Source organism: Prescottella equi, from assembly GCF_002094305.1.
GTDB classification, from domain to species: domain Bacteria; phylum Actinomycetota; class Actinomycetes; order Mycobacteriales; family Mycobacteriaceae; genus Prescottella; species Prescottella equi.
The window spans coordinates 327,691-345,509 of record NZ_LWTX01000004.1; the positions used below are offsets into that span (position 1 = coordinate 327,691).

At 70.8% G+C, this 17,819-nt stretch carries 13 protein-coding genes; 10 read left to right on the top strand and 3 right to left on the bottom strand.

Annotation, left to right across the window (positions count from 1 at the left end; genetic code table 11):
* Positions 1 to 70: 70 nt before the first annotated feature.
* Both A6I89_RS13635 and A6I89_RS13640 read right to left on the bottom strand, forming a co-directional pair.
* Positions 71 to 2,614 carry a bifunctional lysylphosphatidylglycerol flippase/synthetase MprF gene (locus A6I89_RS13635; RefSeq protein WP_022596039.1) on the bottom strand — a complete coding sequence of 848 codons (2,544 nt, stop codon included), beginning with the start codon at positions 2,612 to 2,614 and terminating at the stop codon, positions 71 to 73.
* Positions 2,611 to 3,918 (bottom strand): alpha/beta hydrolase, encoded by a 1,308-nt coding sequence (locus A6I89_RS13640; RefSeq protein ID WP_022596041.1) that lies wholly within the window; start codon positions 3,916 to 3,918, stop codon positions 2,611 to 2,613. The genes A6I89_RS13635 and A6I89_RS13640 overlap by 4 nt, the downstream gene beginning before the upstream one ends.
* A 133-nt stretch (positions 3,919 to 4,051) precedes the next feature.
* Here A6I89_RS13640 and A6I89_RS13645 point away from each other — a divergent pair, with 133 nt between their 5' ends.
* From A6I89_RS13645 to gndA, 4 genes are all read left to right on the top strand, one after another.
* The gene (locus tag A6I89_RS13645; protein WP_022596043.1) at positions 4,052 to 4,504 is read left to right on the top strand and encodes a BlaI/MecI/CopY family transcriptional regulator; all 453 of its coding nucleotides are present in this window, start codon (positions 4,052 to 4,054) and stop codon (positions 4,502 to 4,504) included.
* A gap of 27 nt (positions 4,505 to 4,531) precedes the next feature.
* Positions 4,532 to 5,491, top strand: a complete 960-nt coding sequence (locus A6I89_RS13650) for a M56 family metallopeptidase (protein WP_022596045.1) — start codon at positions 4,532 to 4,534, stop codon at positions 5,489 to 5,491.
* A 241-nt stretch (positions 5,492 to 5,732) separates the two neighbouring features.
* Positions 5,733 to 8,012, top strand: a complete 2,280-nt coding sequence (locus A6I89_RS13655; RefSeq protein ID WP_087587185.1) for a DEAD/DEAH box helicase — start codon at positions 5,733 to 5,735, stop codon at positions 8,010 to 8,012.
* A gap of 151 nt (positions 8,013 to 8,163) precedes the next feature.
* A complete protein-coding gene (gene gndA / locus A6I89_RS13660) occupies positions 8,164 to 9,624 on the top strand; it encodes an NADP-dependent phosphogluconate dehydrogenase (protein WP_022596069.1) in 1,461 nt (486 codons plus the stop codon).
* A gap of 65 nt (positions 9,625 to 9,689) precedes the next feature.
* Here gndA and A6I89_RS13665 read toward each other — a convergent pair whose 3' ends face one another.
* Positions 9,690 to 10,190: a nucleoside deaminase gene (locus A6I89_RS13665; RefSeq protein ID WP_022596072.1), complete on the bottom strand. Its 501-nt coding sequence runs from the start codon at positions 10,188 to 10,190 to the stop codon at positions 9,690 to 9,692.
* Positions 10,191 to 10,274: 84 nt separating this feature from the next.
* Here A6I89_RS13665 and A6I89_RS13670 point away from each other — a divergent pair, with 84 nt between their 5' ends.
* The 6 genes from A6I89_RS13670 (at position 10,275) to A6I89_RS13695 (ending at position 17,819) form a co-directional block, all read left to right on the top strand.
* Entirely contained in the window at positions 10,275 to 11,621 is a 1,347-nt protein-coding gene (locus A6I89_RS13670; RefSeq protein ID WP_022596074.1) for a DEAD/DEAH box helicase, read from the top strand.
* A 3-nt stretch (positions 11,622 to 11,624) separates the two neighbouring features.
* Positions 11,625 to 12,500 (top strand): DMT family transporter, encoded by an 876-nt coding sequence (locus A6I89_RS13675; RefSeq protein ID WP_022596076.1) that lies wholly within the window; start codon positions 11,625 to 11,627, stop codon positions 12,498 to 12,500.
* A gap of 78 nt (positions 12,501 to 12,578) precedes the next feature.
* Positions 12,579 to 13,604 carry a pirin family protein gene (locus tag A6I89_RS13680; RefSeq protein ID WP_022596078.1) on the top strand — a complete coding sequence of 342 codons (1,026 nt, stop codon included), beginning with the start codon at positions 12,579 to 12,581 and terminating at the stop codon, positions 13,602 to 13,604.
* Positions 13,605 to 13,642: 38 nt separating this feature from the next.
* A complete protein-coding gene (locus A6I89_RS13685; RefSeq protein WP_022596080.1) occupies positions 13,643 to 15,079 on the top strand; it encodes a GuaB1 family IMP dehydrogenase-related protein in 1,437 nt (478 codons plus the stop codon).
* A gap of 288 nt (positions 15,080 to 15,367) precedes the next feature.
* Positions 15,368 to 16,738, top strand: coding sequence for a hemolysin family protein (locus A6I89_RS13690; RefSeq protein WP_005513103.1), 1,371 nt, complete (start codon positions 15,368 to 15,370; stop codon positions 16,736 to 16,738).
* Positions 16,731 to 17,819 carry a hemolysin family protein gene (locus tag A6I89_RS13695; RefSeq protein WP_022596082.1) on the top strand — a complete coding sequence of 363 codons (1,089 nt, stop codon included), beginning with the start codon at positions 16,731 to 16,733 and terminating at the stop codon, positions 17,817 to 17,819. Before A6I89_RS13690 ends, A6I89_RS13695 begins: the two co-directional genes overlap by 8 nt.

Below are 17,819 nucleotides of genomic sequence, written 5' to 3' on the forward strand. Positions count from 1 at the left end.
GCGCGTCAACCTTGTCAACCTCACCCTGCCACCAGCAAGTCAACCACGTCAACCACCGATCGGAGGTGCGTCAGCGCTTGATCAGCGTCCGCACCAGGCGCACGCTCTGCCCCAGCGACACGTCCGGCAAGTAGGCGCGGCCGATCGCATTGCCGATGCTCGGCAGGGCGACAGGGTCCGGGAAACACATGTACATCGGCTCGTACCGCGGCTGGAACTTCGACTTGAACGCCAGCAGCGACCGGAACCCGTACACCGGTTCGAGAGTCTGGCCGAGCACGTCGAGCAACGAGTCCATCGCCTCCGACAGCCCGGGCCGCACCTCGCTAGGCACGTCCGCCTGCTCGCCGTCGCGCACGGTCGCCAGCGGGGCCCCGGACAGGCTCACGAACTCGGCGCCCTCCTGCTCGAGGAGCAACGCCGCCGACGCGATGAGGAACTCCATCGCCGGGCGGAAGGCCTCGGGGGTGCCGCGCCGACGCATGAAGTCCAGCGTCCATCCGACCACCCGGCCGTCCCGGTACACCGGCAGCCACGACGTCACCCCGTGCACGGTGCGCTGCTCGTCGACCGCGATGAGGCAACGCACCTCGGGGTCGTCCATTTCCTGCAGGCCGCCGAGCGTGAACCCCATCTCGGGCATGCCCTTGTCGGCCACCCATTCCTCGGAGATCGCGGTGATCTGGTCGGTGATCGCGAGCGGCGCCGTGGGGAAGCTCACCCATTCGGCGGTGATCCCCGACTTCGCCGCCTTGTTCAGTGCGGTGCGCACGTCCTGGAACTTCTTGCCGGTGAACGCGATCGAGCCGAGATCGAGGACCGTCTCCTCGGCCACCTGCACGCCCACCCAGCCCTGTGCGGTCGCCGCGTCCCGTACGTCCCCGGTCACCGAGTAGAAGCACGGCACCCAGCCGTTCGACGCCGCGAACTCCGCGAACCCGACGACGTCGTCACGCACCCGATCCGGTCGGCCCACCGGCCCGCCCGTCGTGAGCGCCACACCGCCGATCACCCGGTAGGCGACGTAGCTGTCTGCTCCGGCGCCGAACCAGTAGGAGTTGCCGCGCCACGTCGTCATCCAGGCCAGCGCACTACCCGATCCGTGCACGAGGATCTCCCGTGCCCGTTCGGCGGCGCCGGTGTCGGCGCCGTGCGCGGGCCGCAGGAACGTGGCGCCGACGAGCACGCACACCACGACCCAGAACACGACGCCGGTCCACTCGTAGAGCAGTGTCGACGCCCAGTCGTCGGGCAGCAGACGCGGGTCGAGCATCTGCAGGTACACCGGCGGCACCAGCCGCTCCGGGAAGTCCGCGAGCAGCGTCCAGGCGGTGGGGCGACGGTCGAAACCGTTGCGCGCCCACAGGCCCCCGAGTACGTACAGCACACCGAGACCCGCGATCAGCACGGCGAGTTTGCCGGCGAGCCTGCGATAGGTCTTCGACGGCGCCTGCACGTCGAACAGTTTGCGGGTCGCCAACAGCAGCACCAGCAGCGCGAGCGGCGTCAGGAAAGGCGTCAGTGTCCGGTACACGTTGGGGGCGTCGAGGCCGTAGAAGAGCGACTCCTCGTCGGCGACGTCGATGTAGCGGACCGCGAAGTTCAGCAGCGACAGCGCCAGCAGCAGCAACTGCGCGACGAGCGAGGCGATCCACGCGAACCGGCGGCCGCGGCGCAGCCCGTCGCACAGCACCAGTAGGAACACCGACGGCATCAGGCTGAGCAGGGTCGGGCCGAGCCCGGACAGGCGCAGGTCGAGTTCACCCCGCCGACAGTCGAGGGACGACGAGGACTCCGCGCAGATCTCGCGGACCTCGGCGGTCGTCCAGGGCACCCCGCGGAACAGGTCACGCAACACCGACAGCGGCCCGACCGCGTGCGGCGACAGCGCCGCGAGCATCGTGCCGATCGAGGTGGCGGCCACGACGATCGCGACCAGGACCCGGCCCTCGCGCCGGGTCCCGGAGATCCGCGCGCCGCGGGCGGACCGGTGGACGATCCACGGACCGATACACAGGCCCACGATCACCGCGCCGAGTCGGATCACGTCCTGCAACTGTCCGGCGAACAACACCAGCGTGATCGTGAGAGCCAGCAGGCTCACGCGGATCCGTCTGCGCCACAGCGTGTCCATCGAGGCGCTCGCCGCCATCGCGGCGCCCGCGATCCATGTCGTCGGGCCTACCGCGGTCCCGATGTGCAGCCGGAAGCCCCAGTCGGCGTCGAGCAGTTTCACCGCCGACGCGACGGCCAGGCCCACCAGCGCGCCGGCTACCTGGGTGATCAGCGCCGCGAGTGCGAAGCGCCCCGACCCCATCCGGCGCTCGAGCGGGGCGGCGACCAGGAAGACGAGCACGGTGGCGCCGAGGTAGCCGGCGAGCCCGGGTGCCCACAGACCCGCACTGAGACTGGTCCACAACCGCCAGTGCTCGATGGGACCGATCCCGACGGCGAGATGCCGGTCGACGAACTGACCGGGACCGTGGACGATGGAGTCGGTCGCGAAGCCGAGTACCCACATGACGGCGAGCAGGGTGATGCTGACCGGTGCTCCGGCAGCTCCGTAGCGGAGCAGCTCGTATGTCCGGCGCGCGTAACGGCGGAGCGTTGTCACGAGATCAGTCCCATCCTCTCGGCCAGCCAATCCATCTCCTGCCGTAGCCCCGCCGACCACACCGCGAAACTGTGGCTGCCCGGCACCTCCACGTACTGCACGTCCATGCCCGCGTCCCGCGCTGCCGCGAAGACCTTCTGGGCGCCGCCGCGATAGGCGTCGTCGCGCGTGCCCACGACGATGATCCCCGCCGTGTCCGGATAGCGTCGCGACTTCATCAGATCCAACGGATTCACCGCGACGAACGCGGCCTCGTCACCGCCGAACGCCTGGTCGACGGTCCGTCGGCGGTCGCCGAGCGTCGGCTCCTCCTGACCGGACAGGTCGAGGAACGTCGGGTACACGTCGGGATGGTTGGTCGCCAACTGCAGCGAACACGTTCCGCCGTAGGACAATCCGCCGACCGCCCAGGACCGCGGATCGGGGTCGACCTGCAGGTGCGTCTTGATCCAGGTCGGTACATCCACTGCGAGGTAGCTGGCGACCTTCCCCAGCTGCGAGTCGAGACACAACGGGTTGGCCAGCTGCGAACCCGTGCCGTCCGGAACGACGACCACCGGGGCGAGTCCGTGGTGTTCGCGCGCGAACGCGTCCATCGTCATCGCGAGCTTGCCGCCGTTGAGCCAGTCCTCCGGGGATCCGGGTTGCCCGGCGAGCATCACCAGCACCGGCAGCAGGGGCCGCGGGTTCGCGAAGTAGGCGGGTGGCAGATAGACGACGGCGTCGCGCGCGGCGAACCCCGACGTCGCGCCGGGGATGGCCACGGTCGTGTAGCGGCCGCTGGCCGGTAGATCGGTGGGAGCCTGCGGCGCCCACGCATCCTCGAGGGGCCTACCGGTGACGACGGGGTCCGTCGGCGGAGGTACCTCGGCGAAGTCGATCCGGTCCGGGTCCGGCAGCCCCAGCGCGGTCCCCACCGTGGGATAGGCGTAGAACACCAGGTTGATCTGCACGGCGACCGCGAGCACGACGGCCCCCGCCGCGAGCACCGTGATCGGCACCCACCACTTGCGAGTGGTGAAGGCGCGCGGGAGCGCCAGCAGCGCCGCCCACAGCCCGATGCCGATCCACACGTACACCGACGTCTCGATGGGGTCGGGGAACGGCTTCCACACCTTCTCGACGATCACCCACAGCAGCAGTGTCGCGGCGACCGCTCCAACCACCGCCGCGGGCAGCGCCCAGCGCAGGAACCAGCGTCGCCGACTCGCGAGCAACCAGCCGGCACCGGCGATTCCGCAGACCGCGAGGACGACCGGCAACGGCCCGGAGACCAGCGACAGTCGATCGAGCCACCCGAACATCGGACCTCCGCGCTGTCGTTTCCCCACCGGTATACCGCCCGGCGCCGCGGTGAGACCGATACCACACCGAACTTCCCGAAGTTACTACCGCCAGTAGTAACCATTCCGGGAGGGCGGTCCGTAGAATCGGAGCATGGCTGGACTCGGCGAGCTCGAACGTGCGGTGATGGACCATCTGTGGTCGGTGACGGAGCCTCAGACTGTGCGACAGGTACACGAGGCGCTGGCGACCCGGCGCGAACTCGCGTACACCACGGTGATGACAGTGCTGCAGCGACTTGCCAAGAAGCACCTGGTGATCCAGCAGCGCGACGACCGCGCGCACCGCTACCTCCCGATGCACGGCCGCGACGAACTGGTCGCGAGCCTCATGGTCGACGCCCTGCAGCAGGCCGACGCGTCCGGTGAGCGTGCTGCCGCGCTGGTCCATTTCGTGGGCCAGGTCGGCGCCGACGAGGCGGCCGCACTGCGTGAGGCCCTCGCCGCACTCGAGGCTGCCGAAGACGCGAAGTCCGAGCCGGTGACTCAGGTCGGGGATCCCGTTCGTCCCACCGGGTTGCGCCCGGGCACCGGGCGAGCGAGCTGAGGCCCCCGCTGCCATGACCTGTCGACGATGAACGCCACCACGGCGCTGGCCTTCGGGCTGCTCGCGCTCGCTCTCACCGGTCCCGTACCGGCGCTGCTCAGTCGCGCGCGGTGGCCGTTCCGCGCCCCTCGGGCCGCTCTCGTGCTCTGGCAGGCGATTGCGCTCGCAGCGGTGTTGTCCGCGTTCAGCTCGGGCCTCGCGATCGCGAGCCAGCTACTGGTGCCCGGCCCCGACGGCCGCCCCACGACGGAGCCGACCGCCGAGATCGACGCGCTCGGGCTCCCCCTGTGGATCCTGTACGTCGTCGTGTTCGGTCTCACCCTCCTGATCGGCGCCAAGCTGATCTTCTCGATGGTGCGGGTGGGTGTGCACACCCGCCGCCGGCGTGCCCGCCACCGCATGCTGGTCGACCTTCTCGACCGCGGCGACATCTCGACCGCGCTCGGAACCTTCCCGGGCGTTCGGGTGCTCAACGCCGCGGAGCCGATCGCCTACTGCCTTCCGGGTCTCCGTCAACGGGTGGTGCTCAGCGAGGGCACGTTGAATTCGCTCAACGACGCCGAGGTCACTGCGATCCTCACCCACGAGCGTTCGCACCTGCGGGCCCGGCACGATCTGGTGCTCGAAGCATTCACCGCCGTCCACCACGCCTTCCCGCGGGTGGTGCGCTCGAAGTCCGCGCTCGGCTCGGTGCAGTTGCTCGTCGAACTCCTCGCCGACGACTCGGCCCTCAAGGTCACCGGCCCCGGCCCACTCGCCCGCGCGCTGGTCGCGTGTGCCGGCTCCACCGCGCCCCGCGGGGCGATGGCGGCCGGCGGGCCCAGCACACTGGTGCGGGTCCAGCGCCTCACCGACTCGGTCGGCGACATCCGGATCGCCGCGGCCGCGTACGTCTGCGCGGCCGCCATCCTCGTGGTACCGACCATCGCCGTCGCGGTGCCCTGGTTGGTGGAGCTCAGCCGGCTGTTCTCGGCCGCGCAACCCTGAGCCACCGAAGTAGCACTGGTCACACCTGCCGCCGCGGATCGTCCACTGCCGACGTCGTCGCGTACACTCGAATGCGGCCGCTGTCGCGGCCCGATCAACTAATTGTGCGGCACACAGCCCCATCTCTCCCGCAAGACGCGTTTCGGATGGCCAAGGTGACATGTGCCCTGGCTCGTCTCTTCGTGCGGCTGCATGACAGCCCGCTCCGCGACGCGCCCTACGTCCGGAGAGGTAATTCCGCGTGACCACTGCTGCCCAAGATTCGTCGGTACAGGAGAGCCAGGACGACATCGTCGTCCCGGCCTCCGTCGAAACCGTATCCCCCGAGGTCGACGAGTCTCCTGAAACCATCGAGACCGAAGGCGCCACCGCCGAGGTGACGTTCGCCGAGATCGGCCTGCCCGAACCCGTCGTCGCCGCGCTGGCCCGCAACTCGATCACGGTGCCGTCCCCGATCCAGGCGATGGCCATCCCGGATGCCATCGCCGGCAAGAACATCCTCGGTCGCGCGCAGACCGGTTCGGGTAAGACGCTCGCGTTCGGTCTGCCCATGCTGGCACGCCTGGCTCGCCACGAGGACCGCCCGGCGCCCAAGCGTCCGCGCGCGCTGGTTCTCGTGCCGACCCGCGAACTCGCATTCCAGGTCGTCGATTCGCTCACCCCGTACGCCGGTTCGCTCGGACTCAACGTGCGCGCCGCCGTCGGCGGCACCCCGTTCACCAAGCAGGTCGACCAGCTGCGCCGCGGCGTCGACATCCTCGTTGCCACCCCCGGCCGCCTCGGCGACCACCTGCGGCAGAACACGTGCGTCCTCGGCGAGATCGAGATGACCGCGCTCGACGAGGCCGATCAGATGGCCGACATGGGCTTCCTGCCCGAGGTCCGCACGCTGCTCGCCGACACGCCGAACGACAGCCAGCGCCTGCTGTTCTCGGCGACGCTCGACAACGACGTCAAGACGCTGGTGCGGGAGTTCCTGCCCGAGCACGAATTGCATTCGACGCAGGACGGCCGCGCCTCGGTCACCACGATGGACCACTACGTGCTGCTCGTCGACCGCGGCGACAAGGACGCGGTGCTCGCCGAGATCGCCTCCCGCGAGGGCGGCCGCACGATCATGTTCGCGCGCACCAAGCTGGGCGCCGAGGGCATCACCGAGCGCCTGCGTGAGAAGGGTGTCGCGGCCGAGGCCCTGCACGGCGGCAAAGCCCAGAACCAGCGCACCCGCGTGCTCGAGCGCTTCAAGACGGGCCGCACCCCGGTGCTCGTGGCCACCGACGTCGCGGCGCGCGGAATCCACGTCGACGGTATCGACCTCGTCGTGCATGTCGATCCGCCGCAGGATCACAAGGACTACCTGCACCGCGCCGGCCGCACCGCCCGCGCGGGCGAGGCGGGCGTCGTCGCGGCGATCGTGCTCCCGAACCAGCGACGCATGTTCCGCCGTCTGACGGGTATGGCCGGGGTGAATGCGACCGCCGTCCCGGTGTTCCCCGGCTCGGAGGAACTGGCGACCATCACGGGCGCGCAGGCGCCGAGCGGTGAGCCGGTGCGCGACAGCTACTTCCGCAGCGAGCGCGACAGCCGTGGCGATCGCCGTGAGCGCTCCTTCGGTGATCGCGGTCCCCGCCGCGAGGGCGGCTTCCGGGGCAACCGGGACGACCGGGGTCCGCGCCGCGACTTCGGCGACCGTGGCCCGCGCCGGGACGGCGACGGTGGTGGTTTCCGCGGCAATCGCGACGACCGTGGTCCGCGTCGCGACTTCGGGGACCGTGGCCGGGGCGAGCGCAGCTTCGGCGACCGCGACAACCGCGCGTTCGGCAACCGCGACGACCGCGGCCCGCGCCGGGACTTCGGCGACCGGGACAATCGCGCTCCCCGCCGCGACGGCGACGGTGGCGGTTTCCGCGGTAACCGCGACGACCGCGGGCCCCGTCGTGATTTCGGCGACCGGGACAACCGCGCGTTCGGCAACCGCGACGACCGCGGCCCGCGCCGCGACTTCGGCGACCGGGACAATCGCGCTCCCCGCCGCGACGGCGACGGTGGCGGTTTCCGCGGCAATCGCGACGACCGTAACGACCGTGGCCCGCGTCGGGACTTCGGCGACCGGGACAACCGCTCGTTCGGCAACCGCGACGACCGCGGCTCGCGCCGCGATTCCGGCGACCGTCGCAGCGAGGGCGGCTTCCGCGGAAACGATTCTCGTGGAGGCGATTCGCGCAGCAACGGGTTCCGCGGCGACCGCGACAACCGTTCCTTCGGCAACCGCGACGACCGCGGCCCCCGCCGGGACTTCGACAACCGTGGCCCCCGCCGGGACGGCGACGGTGGCGGTTTCCGCGGGAACCGCGACGACCGCGGCCCGCGTCGGGACTTCGGCGACCGGGACAACCGGTCGTTCGGCGACCGACGCAACTCCTCGGGTCCGTCCGAGCAGCGCAGCAACGGTTTCCGTAGCCGCACCGAGCGTCGCAGCTACGACGGCTTCGACGGTCCGCACCGCAACCGCAACGCATAGTGCACGGGTCGAGGTGATCGACCGCCCGTGAACCACATTCGGCCCCGGCCGCCCTACGCAGGGCATCCGGGGCCGAATGCGTGTCCGGTGTCACGCCCCGAACAGCGGGGCCGGTTCGCGTCACGGTGGGGTCTCGGGGGAAGCTGTAACCATGACCTCAGAGACTTCTGCCAGCACCGAGGCTGCCCGCGCCCAGATCGGCGTCACCGGGCTCGCCGTCATGGGATCCAACATCGCCCGCAACTTCGCCCGCCACGGACACACGGTGGCCCTGCACAACCGCAGCATCGCGAAGACTGACGCGCTTCTGGCCGAGCACGGCGACGAGGGCGACTTCGTCCGCACCGAGACCATCGAGGAGTTCGTCGGCGCGCTGCAGAAGCCGCGACGCGTGCTGATCATGGTCAAGGCGGGCGACGCGACCGACGCGGTCATCGAGGAGCTCGCCGACGCGATGGAGCCCGGCGACATCATCATCGACGGTGGCAACGCGCTCTACACCGACACCATCCGCCGCGAGGCGGCGCTGCGTGAGCGCGGACTGCACTTCGTCGGCGCCGGCATCTCCGGTGGCGAGGAGGGCGCCCTCAACGGCCCGTCGATCATGCCGGGTGGGCCCAAGGAGTCGTACGCGGCGCTCGGCCCGCTGCTCGAGTCGATCTCGGCGCACGTCGACGGCACCCCGTGCTGCACCCACATCGGCCCGGACGGCTCCGGTCACTTCGTGAAGATGGTGCACAACGGCATCGAGTACGCCGACATGCAGCTCATCGGCGAGGCCTACAACCTGTTCCGTGACGCGCTCGGCTTCGACGCCGAGCAGGTCGCCGACGTGTTCACCGAGTGGAACGGCGGCGATCTCGAGAGCTACCTGGTGGAGATCACCGCCGAGGTGCTGCGCCAGAAGGACGCCAAGACCGGCAAGGCGCTCGTCGACGTGATCGTCGACGCCGCCGAGCAGAAGGGCACCGGCCGCTGGACGGTCAAGTCCGCACTGGATCTGGGTGTGCCGGTCACCGGCATCGCCGAGGCCGTCTTCGCCCGTGCGCTGTCCGGGTCGCGCGAGCAGCGCAAGGCCGCGCAGGGACTGGCGTCCGGTGAGCTGGGCGCCAAGCCGACCGATGTCGCGCAGTTCACCGAGGACATCCGCCGCGCGCTGTACGCGTCGAAGATCGTCGCGTACGCGCAGGGCTTCGACCAGATCCGTGCCGGCAGCGACGAGTACGGCTGGGACCTGACGCCCGGCGACATGGCCACGATCTGGCGCGGTGGCTGCATCATCCGCGCCCGCTTCCTCAACCGGATCAAGGAGGCGTACGACACCAATCCGGAGCTGACGTCGCTGATCGTCGAGCCCTATTTCCGTGAGGCCATCGAGAACGCGATCGACAGCTGGCGTCGGGTCGTCGTCACGGCGACCACGCTGGGGATCCCGGTGCCGGCGTTCGCGTCGTCGCTGTCGTACTACGACGGTCTGCGCGCCGAGCGTCTGCCGGCCGCACTGACCCAGGGCCAGCGCGACTTCTTCGGCGCCCACACGTACGAGCGCGTCGACATGCCGGGCAAGTTCCACACCCTCTGGAGCGGCGACCGCTCCGAGATCGAGGCCTGAGCAGCCCTGCCTACTGACGGATCGGGGCGGACGCTGCGGCGTCCGCCCCGATCCGTCTGTGACGACTAGCCCTGGTGGAGCCGGCGGTGCAGCAGATGCACGTCGTCGACCAGTTCCGGGATCGGTCCGACGACGGTCACCCCGGGCGCGATGTCCTGGATCGGCAGCGGACGGACGGGTGCCGGCGGCACTCCCATCTCATCGAGCCACGACACCAGTTGCGCGGTGGAGGCGACGTAGACGATGCGGCCCAGGCCCACCCAGGCGTGCGCGGCCGCGCACATCGGGCAGTGCTCCCCCGACGTGTACACCGTCGCGCCGGCCCGATCCTCGGCGCTCAGGTTCTCGGCGGCCCAACGGGCCAGTTCGAACTCGGGATGCCGCGTGCTGTCGCCGTCGGCGATGCGGTTGCGATCCTCCGCCACCGCGGTGCCGTCGGCGGTCGCGAGCACCGACCCGAACGGCTCGTCACCGGCCAGCAGCGCCTCCGCCGCGAGCTCGACGCAGCGCTGCAGATGCCGGAACTCGACCTCGCTGACCAGTTCGGAACTTCCCGTTTCGGACACCAGTACCTCCTCTTTCGCACGGAACCGCGATTGTCCCACCCCGCGGTAGCCTGTGACTTCACGACCGGAAGGCCCGCGCCACCCATGTCCGACCGTCCCCTCCCCACCTTCGCGCAGCTCGGTCTGCCCCCGATACTGGTGCACGCCCTCGGCCGCGCGGGTGTTTCGGCGCCGTTCCCGATCCAGGCTGCCACCATTCCCGACATCCTCGCCGGACGTGACGTTCTCGGTCGCGGCCCCACCGGGTCGGGCAAGACCCTGGCGTTCGGTCTGCCGCTGCTGGTGCGCCTCAAGGGCGGGGCGAGTCGGCCGTCGCGTCCGCGCGCGGTGGTCCTGGCCCCCACCCGCGAGCTGGCCGCACAGATCGAGAAGGCGCTGGACGAACCGGCTCTCGCGCTGGGTCTACGGACGGCCACGATCGTCGGCGGCGTTCCGTTCAAGGCGCAGGCTGTCAAGCTCTCACGCACCGTCGACGTCGTGATCGCGACACCGGGCCGGCTCGCCGACCACGTGTCCCAGGGGACGATCGCGCTCGACGACGTCCGCATCACCACCGTCGACGAGGCCGACCACATGGCCGAGCTGGGGTTCCTGCCGCAGGTCACCGAGATCCTGGACCGCACCCCGGAAACCGCGCAGCGGCTGCTGTTCTCGGCGACCCTCGACGGCGAGGTGGACACGCTCGTCGCGCGCTACCTGCACGACCCGGTCACGCACGCGACCGCGGAGGCCGTCGCCGCCGTCGACTCGATGGAGCACCACGTGCTGCACGTGCCGCGAGAGATCAAGTACCCCACCGTCGCCCGCATCGCGGCCCGCGAGGGCCGGACGCTGCTGTTCGTCCGAACCAAGGCGGGCGTGGACCGCCTCACCGACGAGTTGCGGGCGGTCGGGATCGCGGCGGGCGGCCTGCACGGCGACAAGCCGCAGGGCCACCGCACCCGGGTGCTCGCCGAGTTCGCCGGCGGGACCCTGCCGGTGCTGGTGGCGACCGATGTCGCAGCGCGGGGCATCCACGTCGACGACGTCTCGCTCGTCGTGCACGTCGACCCGCCCACCGAACCCAAGGCGTACCTGCACCGCGCGGGCCGCACCGCCCGCGCCGGGGAGTCGGGTGTCGTGGTGACGGTGGTGACCGAGGACGAACGCGGTCCCGCCGCGAAGGTGATGCGTGCCGCCGGGGTGGACGTCGACCCACTCACCGTGGGCGGCCGCGACCGCCGCTGGGAGGCGGTGACCGGCGCCCGCGAGCCCAGCGGAACCCCGGTGCCCGAGCCCGAGACCGCATCCGCGGCACCCAAGAAGGAGGCCCCCGCGGACCGGCGGGGCCCGGGTCCGCAGCGCGGGTTCCGCGGACGCGGCGGGCCACGCCGCGACGGGACCGGCCGTCCCGAGTCCGGGCAGAGCCGCCGTCGGCGCGGCGGGAGCTGACCGATGTCCGGGCTGCCCGCCGCCTCGATCCTGTGCGCGCTCATCGCCGCGTTCCTGTTCGCGTGCGCGTCGGTGGCCCAGCAGACCGCGGCGGCGCAGGTTCCCGAGGACCGATCGCTCATCGCGGCTCTGGTGCGCACCCCACGCTGGTGGGCGGGAATCGTCGGGGACGGCGGAGGCTACCTGTTCCAGGTGATCGCGCTCGCACTCGGCTCGGTGCTGGTGGTGCAGCCACTGCTGGTGTCGATGCTGCTGTTCGCGCTGCCGCTGTCGGCGAAGTTCTCCGGGCACCGGCTCACCCGACGTTCGTGGGCGCTGGCGATCGCACTGACGGCCGCGCTCGCGGTGTTCCTCGTCGTCGGCAATCCCACCGAGGGCGGCACCGACGCACCGTGGGCGCAGTGGTCGGTGCCGCTGATCACGGTGGTGGTGCTCGTCGCCGGCGCGACCGCGCTCGGGTTGTCGCCGCGGATGGATCCGGGGTGGCGGGCGCTGCTGCTCGGCACGGCGAGCGGCGCGCTGTACGGAGTCGCGGTGGCGTTCACCAAGTACGTCACCGACCTCCTCGAGCACGGGGTAGGACACCTGCTCGGCGCGTGGCAGACCTACGCCCTGCTCGCCGCCGGGGTCGTCGGCGTGTACCTCCAGCAGCGCGCGTTCCAGGTGGGGCCGCTGTCGGCATCGCTGCCCGCAATGACGATCGGCGAGCCGGTGGTCGCGATCTTCCTCGGCATGACCGTGCTCGACGAGCGCCTGCAGGTCTCCGGGATCGGTCTGGCCGTCGTCGCCGCGGCGATCGTCGTGATGCTGGCGACCACGATCGCGCTCTCGCGCGACCAGGCCACGCTGCAACCCGAGGCGGAGTCCGTCGCGAACTGAAGGGGAATGCCTGCCCGCCGCCCGGACGTTGAGATCATGAGAAGTTAAACTTTCAACTATCTGTCTCCTGGAGGCACCGTGAGCACCCCCGCCCGCACGGCACAGGTCTTTCGTCTCGGCACCCCGTGGCCCGCGCTGGACCCGTTCCTGTTCGCCGTGCACCACATCGACCACTACCCGCAGGGGACCGCGGATCTCACTCCCGCCGTCGACGTCTCCGACCGCCCGCTCGGCCAGGACTTCGGCAACCCGTCGGGCTGGAACATGTACCACGGCACCACGGTGCCCGGATTCCCCGCACACCCGCACCGCGGCTTCGAGACGATCACCGTCGTCCGGCGCGGTTTCGTCGACCACGCCGACTCCACCGGCGCGTCCGCCCGCTACGGCGGTGGCGACGTGCAATGGGTGACCGCCGGCGGCGGCGTCAGCCACTCCGAGATGTTTCCGCTGCTGAATCAGGACGGCGACAACGACTTCGAGCTCTACCAGATCTGGCTGAACCTGCCTGCGCGCGACAAGTCCGCACCGGCCGAGTTCACGATGCAGTGGAACGAGGACATCCCCGACGTGGCCCTCGACGGTGCGCGGGTGCGGGTGATCGCGGGACGCTTCGCGGGCGAGGATGCGCCGGCGCCGCCGGCCAACTCGTGGGCGTCCGACGTCACCTCGGACGTCGCGATCTGGCTCGTGGACCTCGAGCCCGGCGCCGTCGTCGAGCTGCCCGCGGCCACGTCGCCGGATGCGCGCCGGGTGCTCTACGTCCACGGCGACGGAGCCCGCGTCCATGTCGACGGCACCGACGTCGAGTCCGGCTGGGGGTACGCCCCCGACGACGGCGCCGCGCTCACCGTGCGCGCCGAGACGGCGGCTACCGTGCTGCTGCTGCAGGGCGTCCCGATCGGGGAGCCCGTCGCGGCCCGCGGCCCGTTCGTGATGAACACCGAACGCGAGATCCTCGAGGCGTACGACGACTACCGGCGCACCGGCTTCGGAGGCTGGCCGTGGCCGGACGACGCGCCTGTGCACGACCGGGACGCCGGCCGCTTCGCCCGCTACGGCGACGGGCGGGTCGAACGCCCGGATCCGGCACACGCCGGATAGCGGGCGCACTCCCCGTCCGGGCAGTACGCTCGGCGACTGTGCAGTTCCTCGAAGGGCAGCGCCCGCCGTACGACCTCACCTACGACGACGTGTTCCTGGTCCCGAACCGGACCGACGTGGCGTCACGCTTCGACGTGAACCTGGCGACGTCGGACGGGTCGGGCACCACGATCCCGATCGTCGTCGCCAACATGACCGCCGTCGCGGGCCGTCGGATGGCCGAGACCGTCGCCCGGCGCGGCGGGCTCGTCGTCATCCCGCAGGACGTTCCGTCGTCCGCGGTCGCCGAAACCGTCGAGTTCGTCAAGAGCCGGCACCTGGTCGCGGACACCCCGATCACCCTCGACCCCGAGGACGCCGTCTCCGACGCACTGACCCTGCTGCACAAGCGGGCGCACCGCGCGGCGGTCGTCGTCGACGGCGGCAAGCCGATCGGGGTGCTCACCGAGTCGTCCTGCGCGGACGTCGACCGGTTCACCCGCGTCGGCGCGGTGGCGGTGCGTGACTTCGCGACCGCCCCGGTCACCGCGACCCCGCGCGAGGTGTTCGGGCTGCTCGAGTCGCGGCACGATCCACTCGCGGTGATCGTCGACGACGACGGCATGCTGGCCGGTGTCCTCACCGGTACCGGTGCGATCCGGGCCGGCATCTACTCCCCCGCCGTCGACGAGCGGGGCCGGCTGCGGATCGCGGCGGCCGTCGGGGTCAACGGGGACGTGGCCGCGAAGGCGAAGGCCCTCGCCGACGCCGGCGCCGACCTGCTGGTGCTCGACACCGCGCACGGCCACCAGCAGCGAATGCTCGACGCCCTGCGTGCGGTCGCCGCGCTCGGTCTCGGGGTACCGCTCGTGGCGGGCAACGTGGTCTCGGCGCGCGGCACCCGGGATCTGATCGACGCGGGAGCGAACATCGTCAAGGTCGGCGTCGGCCCGGGCGCGATGTGCACTACCCGCATGATGACCGGCGTCGGCCGGCCCCAGTTCTCCGCCGTCGCCGAGTGCGCGGCCGCGGCGCGCGAACTGGGCGCGCACGTGTGGGCGGACGGGGGTGTGCGGCACCCGCGTGACGTGGCGCTCGCGCTCGCAGCCGGGGCGTCGAACGTGATGGTCGGGTCGTGGTTCGCCGGCACCTACGAGTCGCCGGGCGAGCTCCGGATCGACCGGGACGGCAATCGCTACAAGGAGAGCTTCGGGATGGCGTCGAAGCGCGCCGTCGCGGCCCGCACGGTCGAGGATTCCGCTTTCGACCGCGCCCGCAAGGGCCTTTTCGAGGAGGGCATCTCGAGTTCCCGGATGCGCCTCGACCCCCACCGTCCCGGCGTCGAGGATCTACTCGACCACATCTGCTCGGGTGTCCGCAGCACCTGCACGTATGCGGGTGCTCGCACGCTCGACGAACTGCACGAGAAGGCCGTGCTGGGAGTGCAGTCGGCGGCCGGGTTCGCCGAGGGCCGTCCCCTGCCGTCCGGGTGGTGACCCAGCACTGAGCGGGATGTCTGTTTCATCCCGTTCGATTCGCGCCCGATATAGTGGTGGCTTCGTTTCCTGAAATATCGTCGGCGCTGCTTCGGTTGAAACCGACGACATGTGCCGCCCGACAGAGAGGACGCCGGTGCCCGAGGCACCCATACACACGCCCCCCGACGCACAGCCCGTCGCGACCGCTTCGGGCCCGGACGCCGAGTCCGAGGGCTCCCCTAGCGAGCCGGGTGACAAACCCGGCGCCCCCAGCAACTCCCCCTCCCCGGGTCGGGTGGTGCTGACGTGAACGTCGCACTGACCGTCCTCAGCCTGGTCGGCTTCATCGCCTTGACCGCAGGCACCGCCCTCTTCGTGGCGGCCGAATTCTCCCTGACCGCGCTCGAGCGCAGCACCGTCGACGCCCACGCGCGCGGCGGCGATCGGCGTGCCCGGCAGGTCCAGCACGCGCATCGCACGCTGTCGTTCCAGCTGTCCGGCGCCCAGTTGGGCATCACCATCACGACACTGATCACCGGTTACCTGGCCGAGCCCGTGCTCGCGCGGTTCATCACCCCGCTGCTCACCGGCGTCGGGCTGTCCGATGCCACGGCCGGCGGCATCTCGCTGGCCCTCGCGCTGATCATCGCGACGTCGTTCTCGATGATCTTCGGAGAGCTGGTGCCCAAGAACCTGGCGATTTCGAGGCCGCTGCCGACCGCCCGCGCCACCGCGGGGCTGCAGGCCGGCTTCTCGCTGATCTTCAAGTGGGCGATCAACGGGCTCAACGGCACCGCCAACTGGGTGGTCCGCCGTCTCGGCATCGAGCCCGCCGAGGAACTGCGATCGGCCCGGTCGCCACAGGAACTCGGCTCCCTCGTCCGCACGTCCGCCGAGCGCGGATCGCTCGACGCCGGCACCGCGCTGCTGGTGAACCGATCGCTGCGCTTCGGCGAACTGAGCGCCGAGGAGTTGATGACACCCCGCGTGAAGATCGAGACACTCGATACCGACGCCACGGTGACCGATCTGCTCGAGGCCGCCTCGCGCACCGGATTCTCGCGATTCCCGGTCGTCGACGGCGATCTGGACAACACGATCGGTGTCGTTCACATCAAGCACGCGTTCACCGTGCCCGCGGCCCGCCGTTCCACCACCCGGCTGGATTCGCTCGCGCAGGCCGTGCCGGTGGTGCCGTCGACGCTCGACGGCGACGCGGTGATGGAACAGGTCCGCGCGGACGGCATGCAGGTCGCCCTCGTCGTCGACGAGTACGGCGGCACCGCCGGCGTCGTGACGATGGAGGACCTCATCGAGGAGATCCTCGGGGACGTCCGCGACGAGCACGACGAACCCGAGATCGACGTCCAGCGGGTGGGCCACAGCTGGGCCTGCTCCGGACTGCTGCGCACCGACGAGGTCAGCCGTGCCACCGGCTACCTCGCTCCCGAGGGCGAGTACGACACGCTCGGCGGCCTGGTGCTCACGTCGCTCGGCCGCATCCCGGTCGAGGGCGACGAGGTGGCACTGCCGGACGCGAACGGCCTGCCCGCCGGCCCCGACGGCCGCGGCTGGATCGCCCGGGTCCTGACGATGGACGGTCGCCGCATCGACCGGGTTTTGCTCACCCCGGTGCCGGCGATCGAGCCGGCGCGGGAGGTGACGCACCATGGGTGACCTGTTCGGTGTTCTGCTCACCGTCGTCCTTCTGGCCGGCAACGCGTTCTTCGTGGGCGCCGAGTTCGCGCTCATCACCGCCCGCAGGGACCGGCTCGACGCGCTGCACGCGCAGGGCAAGAAGCGTGCGGCCACCGTCATCAAGGCCGGCGAGAACCTGTCGCTGATGCTCGCCGGGGCCCAATTGGGCATCACGATCTGCTCGATCCTGCTCGGTAAGGTCGGCGAACCCGCCATCGCGCACCTCATCGAGGCCCCGATGGACGCGCTCGGCGTACCCGACGCCCTGCTCCACCCGATCGCGTTCACGATCGCGCTGGGTCTGGTCGTCGTGTTGCACATCCTGCTCGGCGAGATGGTCCCCAAGAACATCGCGATCGCCGGACCGGAGAAGACCGCGATGCTGCTGGTGCCCGCGCACCTGGCGTTCATCAAGCTCGCCAGGCCGCTCATCGCGTTCTACAACATCAGCGCCAACGGCATCCTGAAGATGCTGCGCGTGGAACCGAAGGACGAGCTCGACGCCACGGTGTCCACGATGGAGCTGTCCGAGATGATCGGCGAATCCCACACCGAGGGCCTGATCGACGAGGAGGAGCACCGCCGGCTGACGCAGGCGCTCGAGACCGAGGGCCGCACCGTCGCCGACGTCATGATCCCGTCGGCCAAGATGCGCACCGTCCCCTTCCGGGACGGCGGCACCACGCTGGGAGCGGTGGAGGAAGCGGTCGTGCAGACCGGCTACTCGCGCTACCCGGTGCGCGGCGCCGACGGTGCTCTGATCGGCTACCTGCACCTCAAGGACGTGCTCGATCGGATCGCCGACGAGGCCGCCGGACCCGAGACGGTGATCCCGCGCTCGGACATCCGCCGGCTGCCGCTGATCTCGGTGACGCTGCCGCTCGACGACGCGCTCGCCCGGCTGCGCCGCACCAACTCGCACCTCGGTGCGGTGGTCGACGCGTCGGGTGCGGTGATCGGTATCGTCGCGCTCGAGGATCTGGTCGAGGAGTTCGTCGGCACGGTGCGGGACGGCACCCACCGGATCGTCGACGTCGTACCCGGTCAGAAGGCGGTCTGA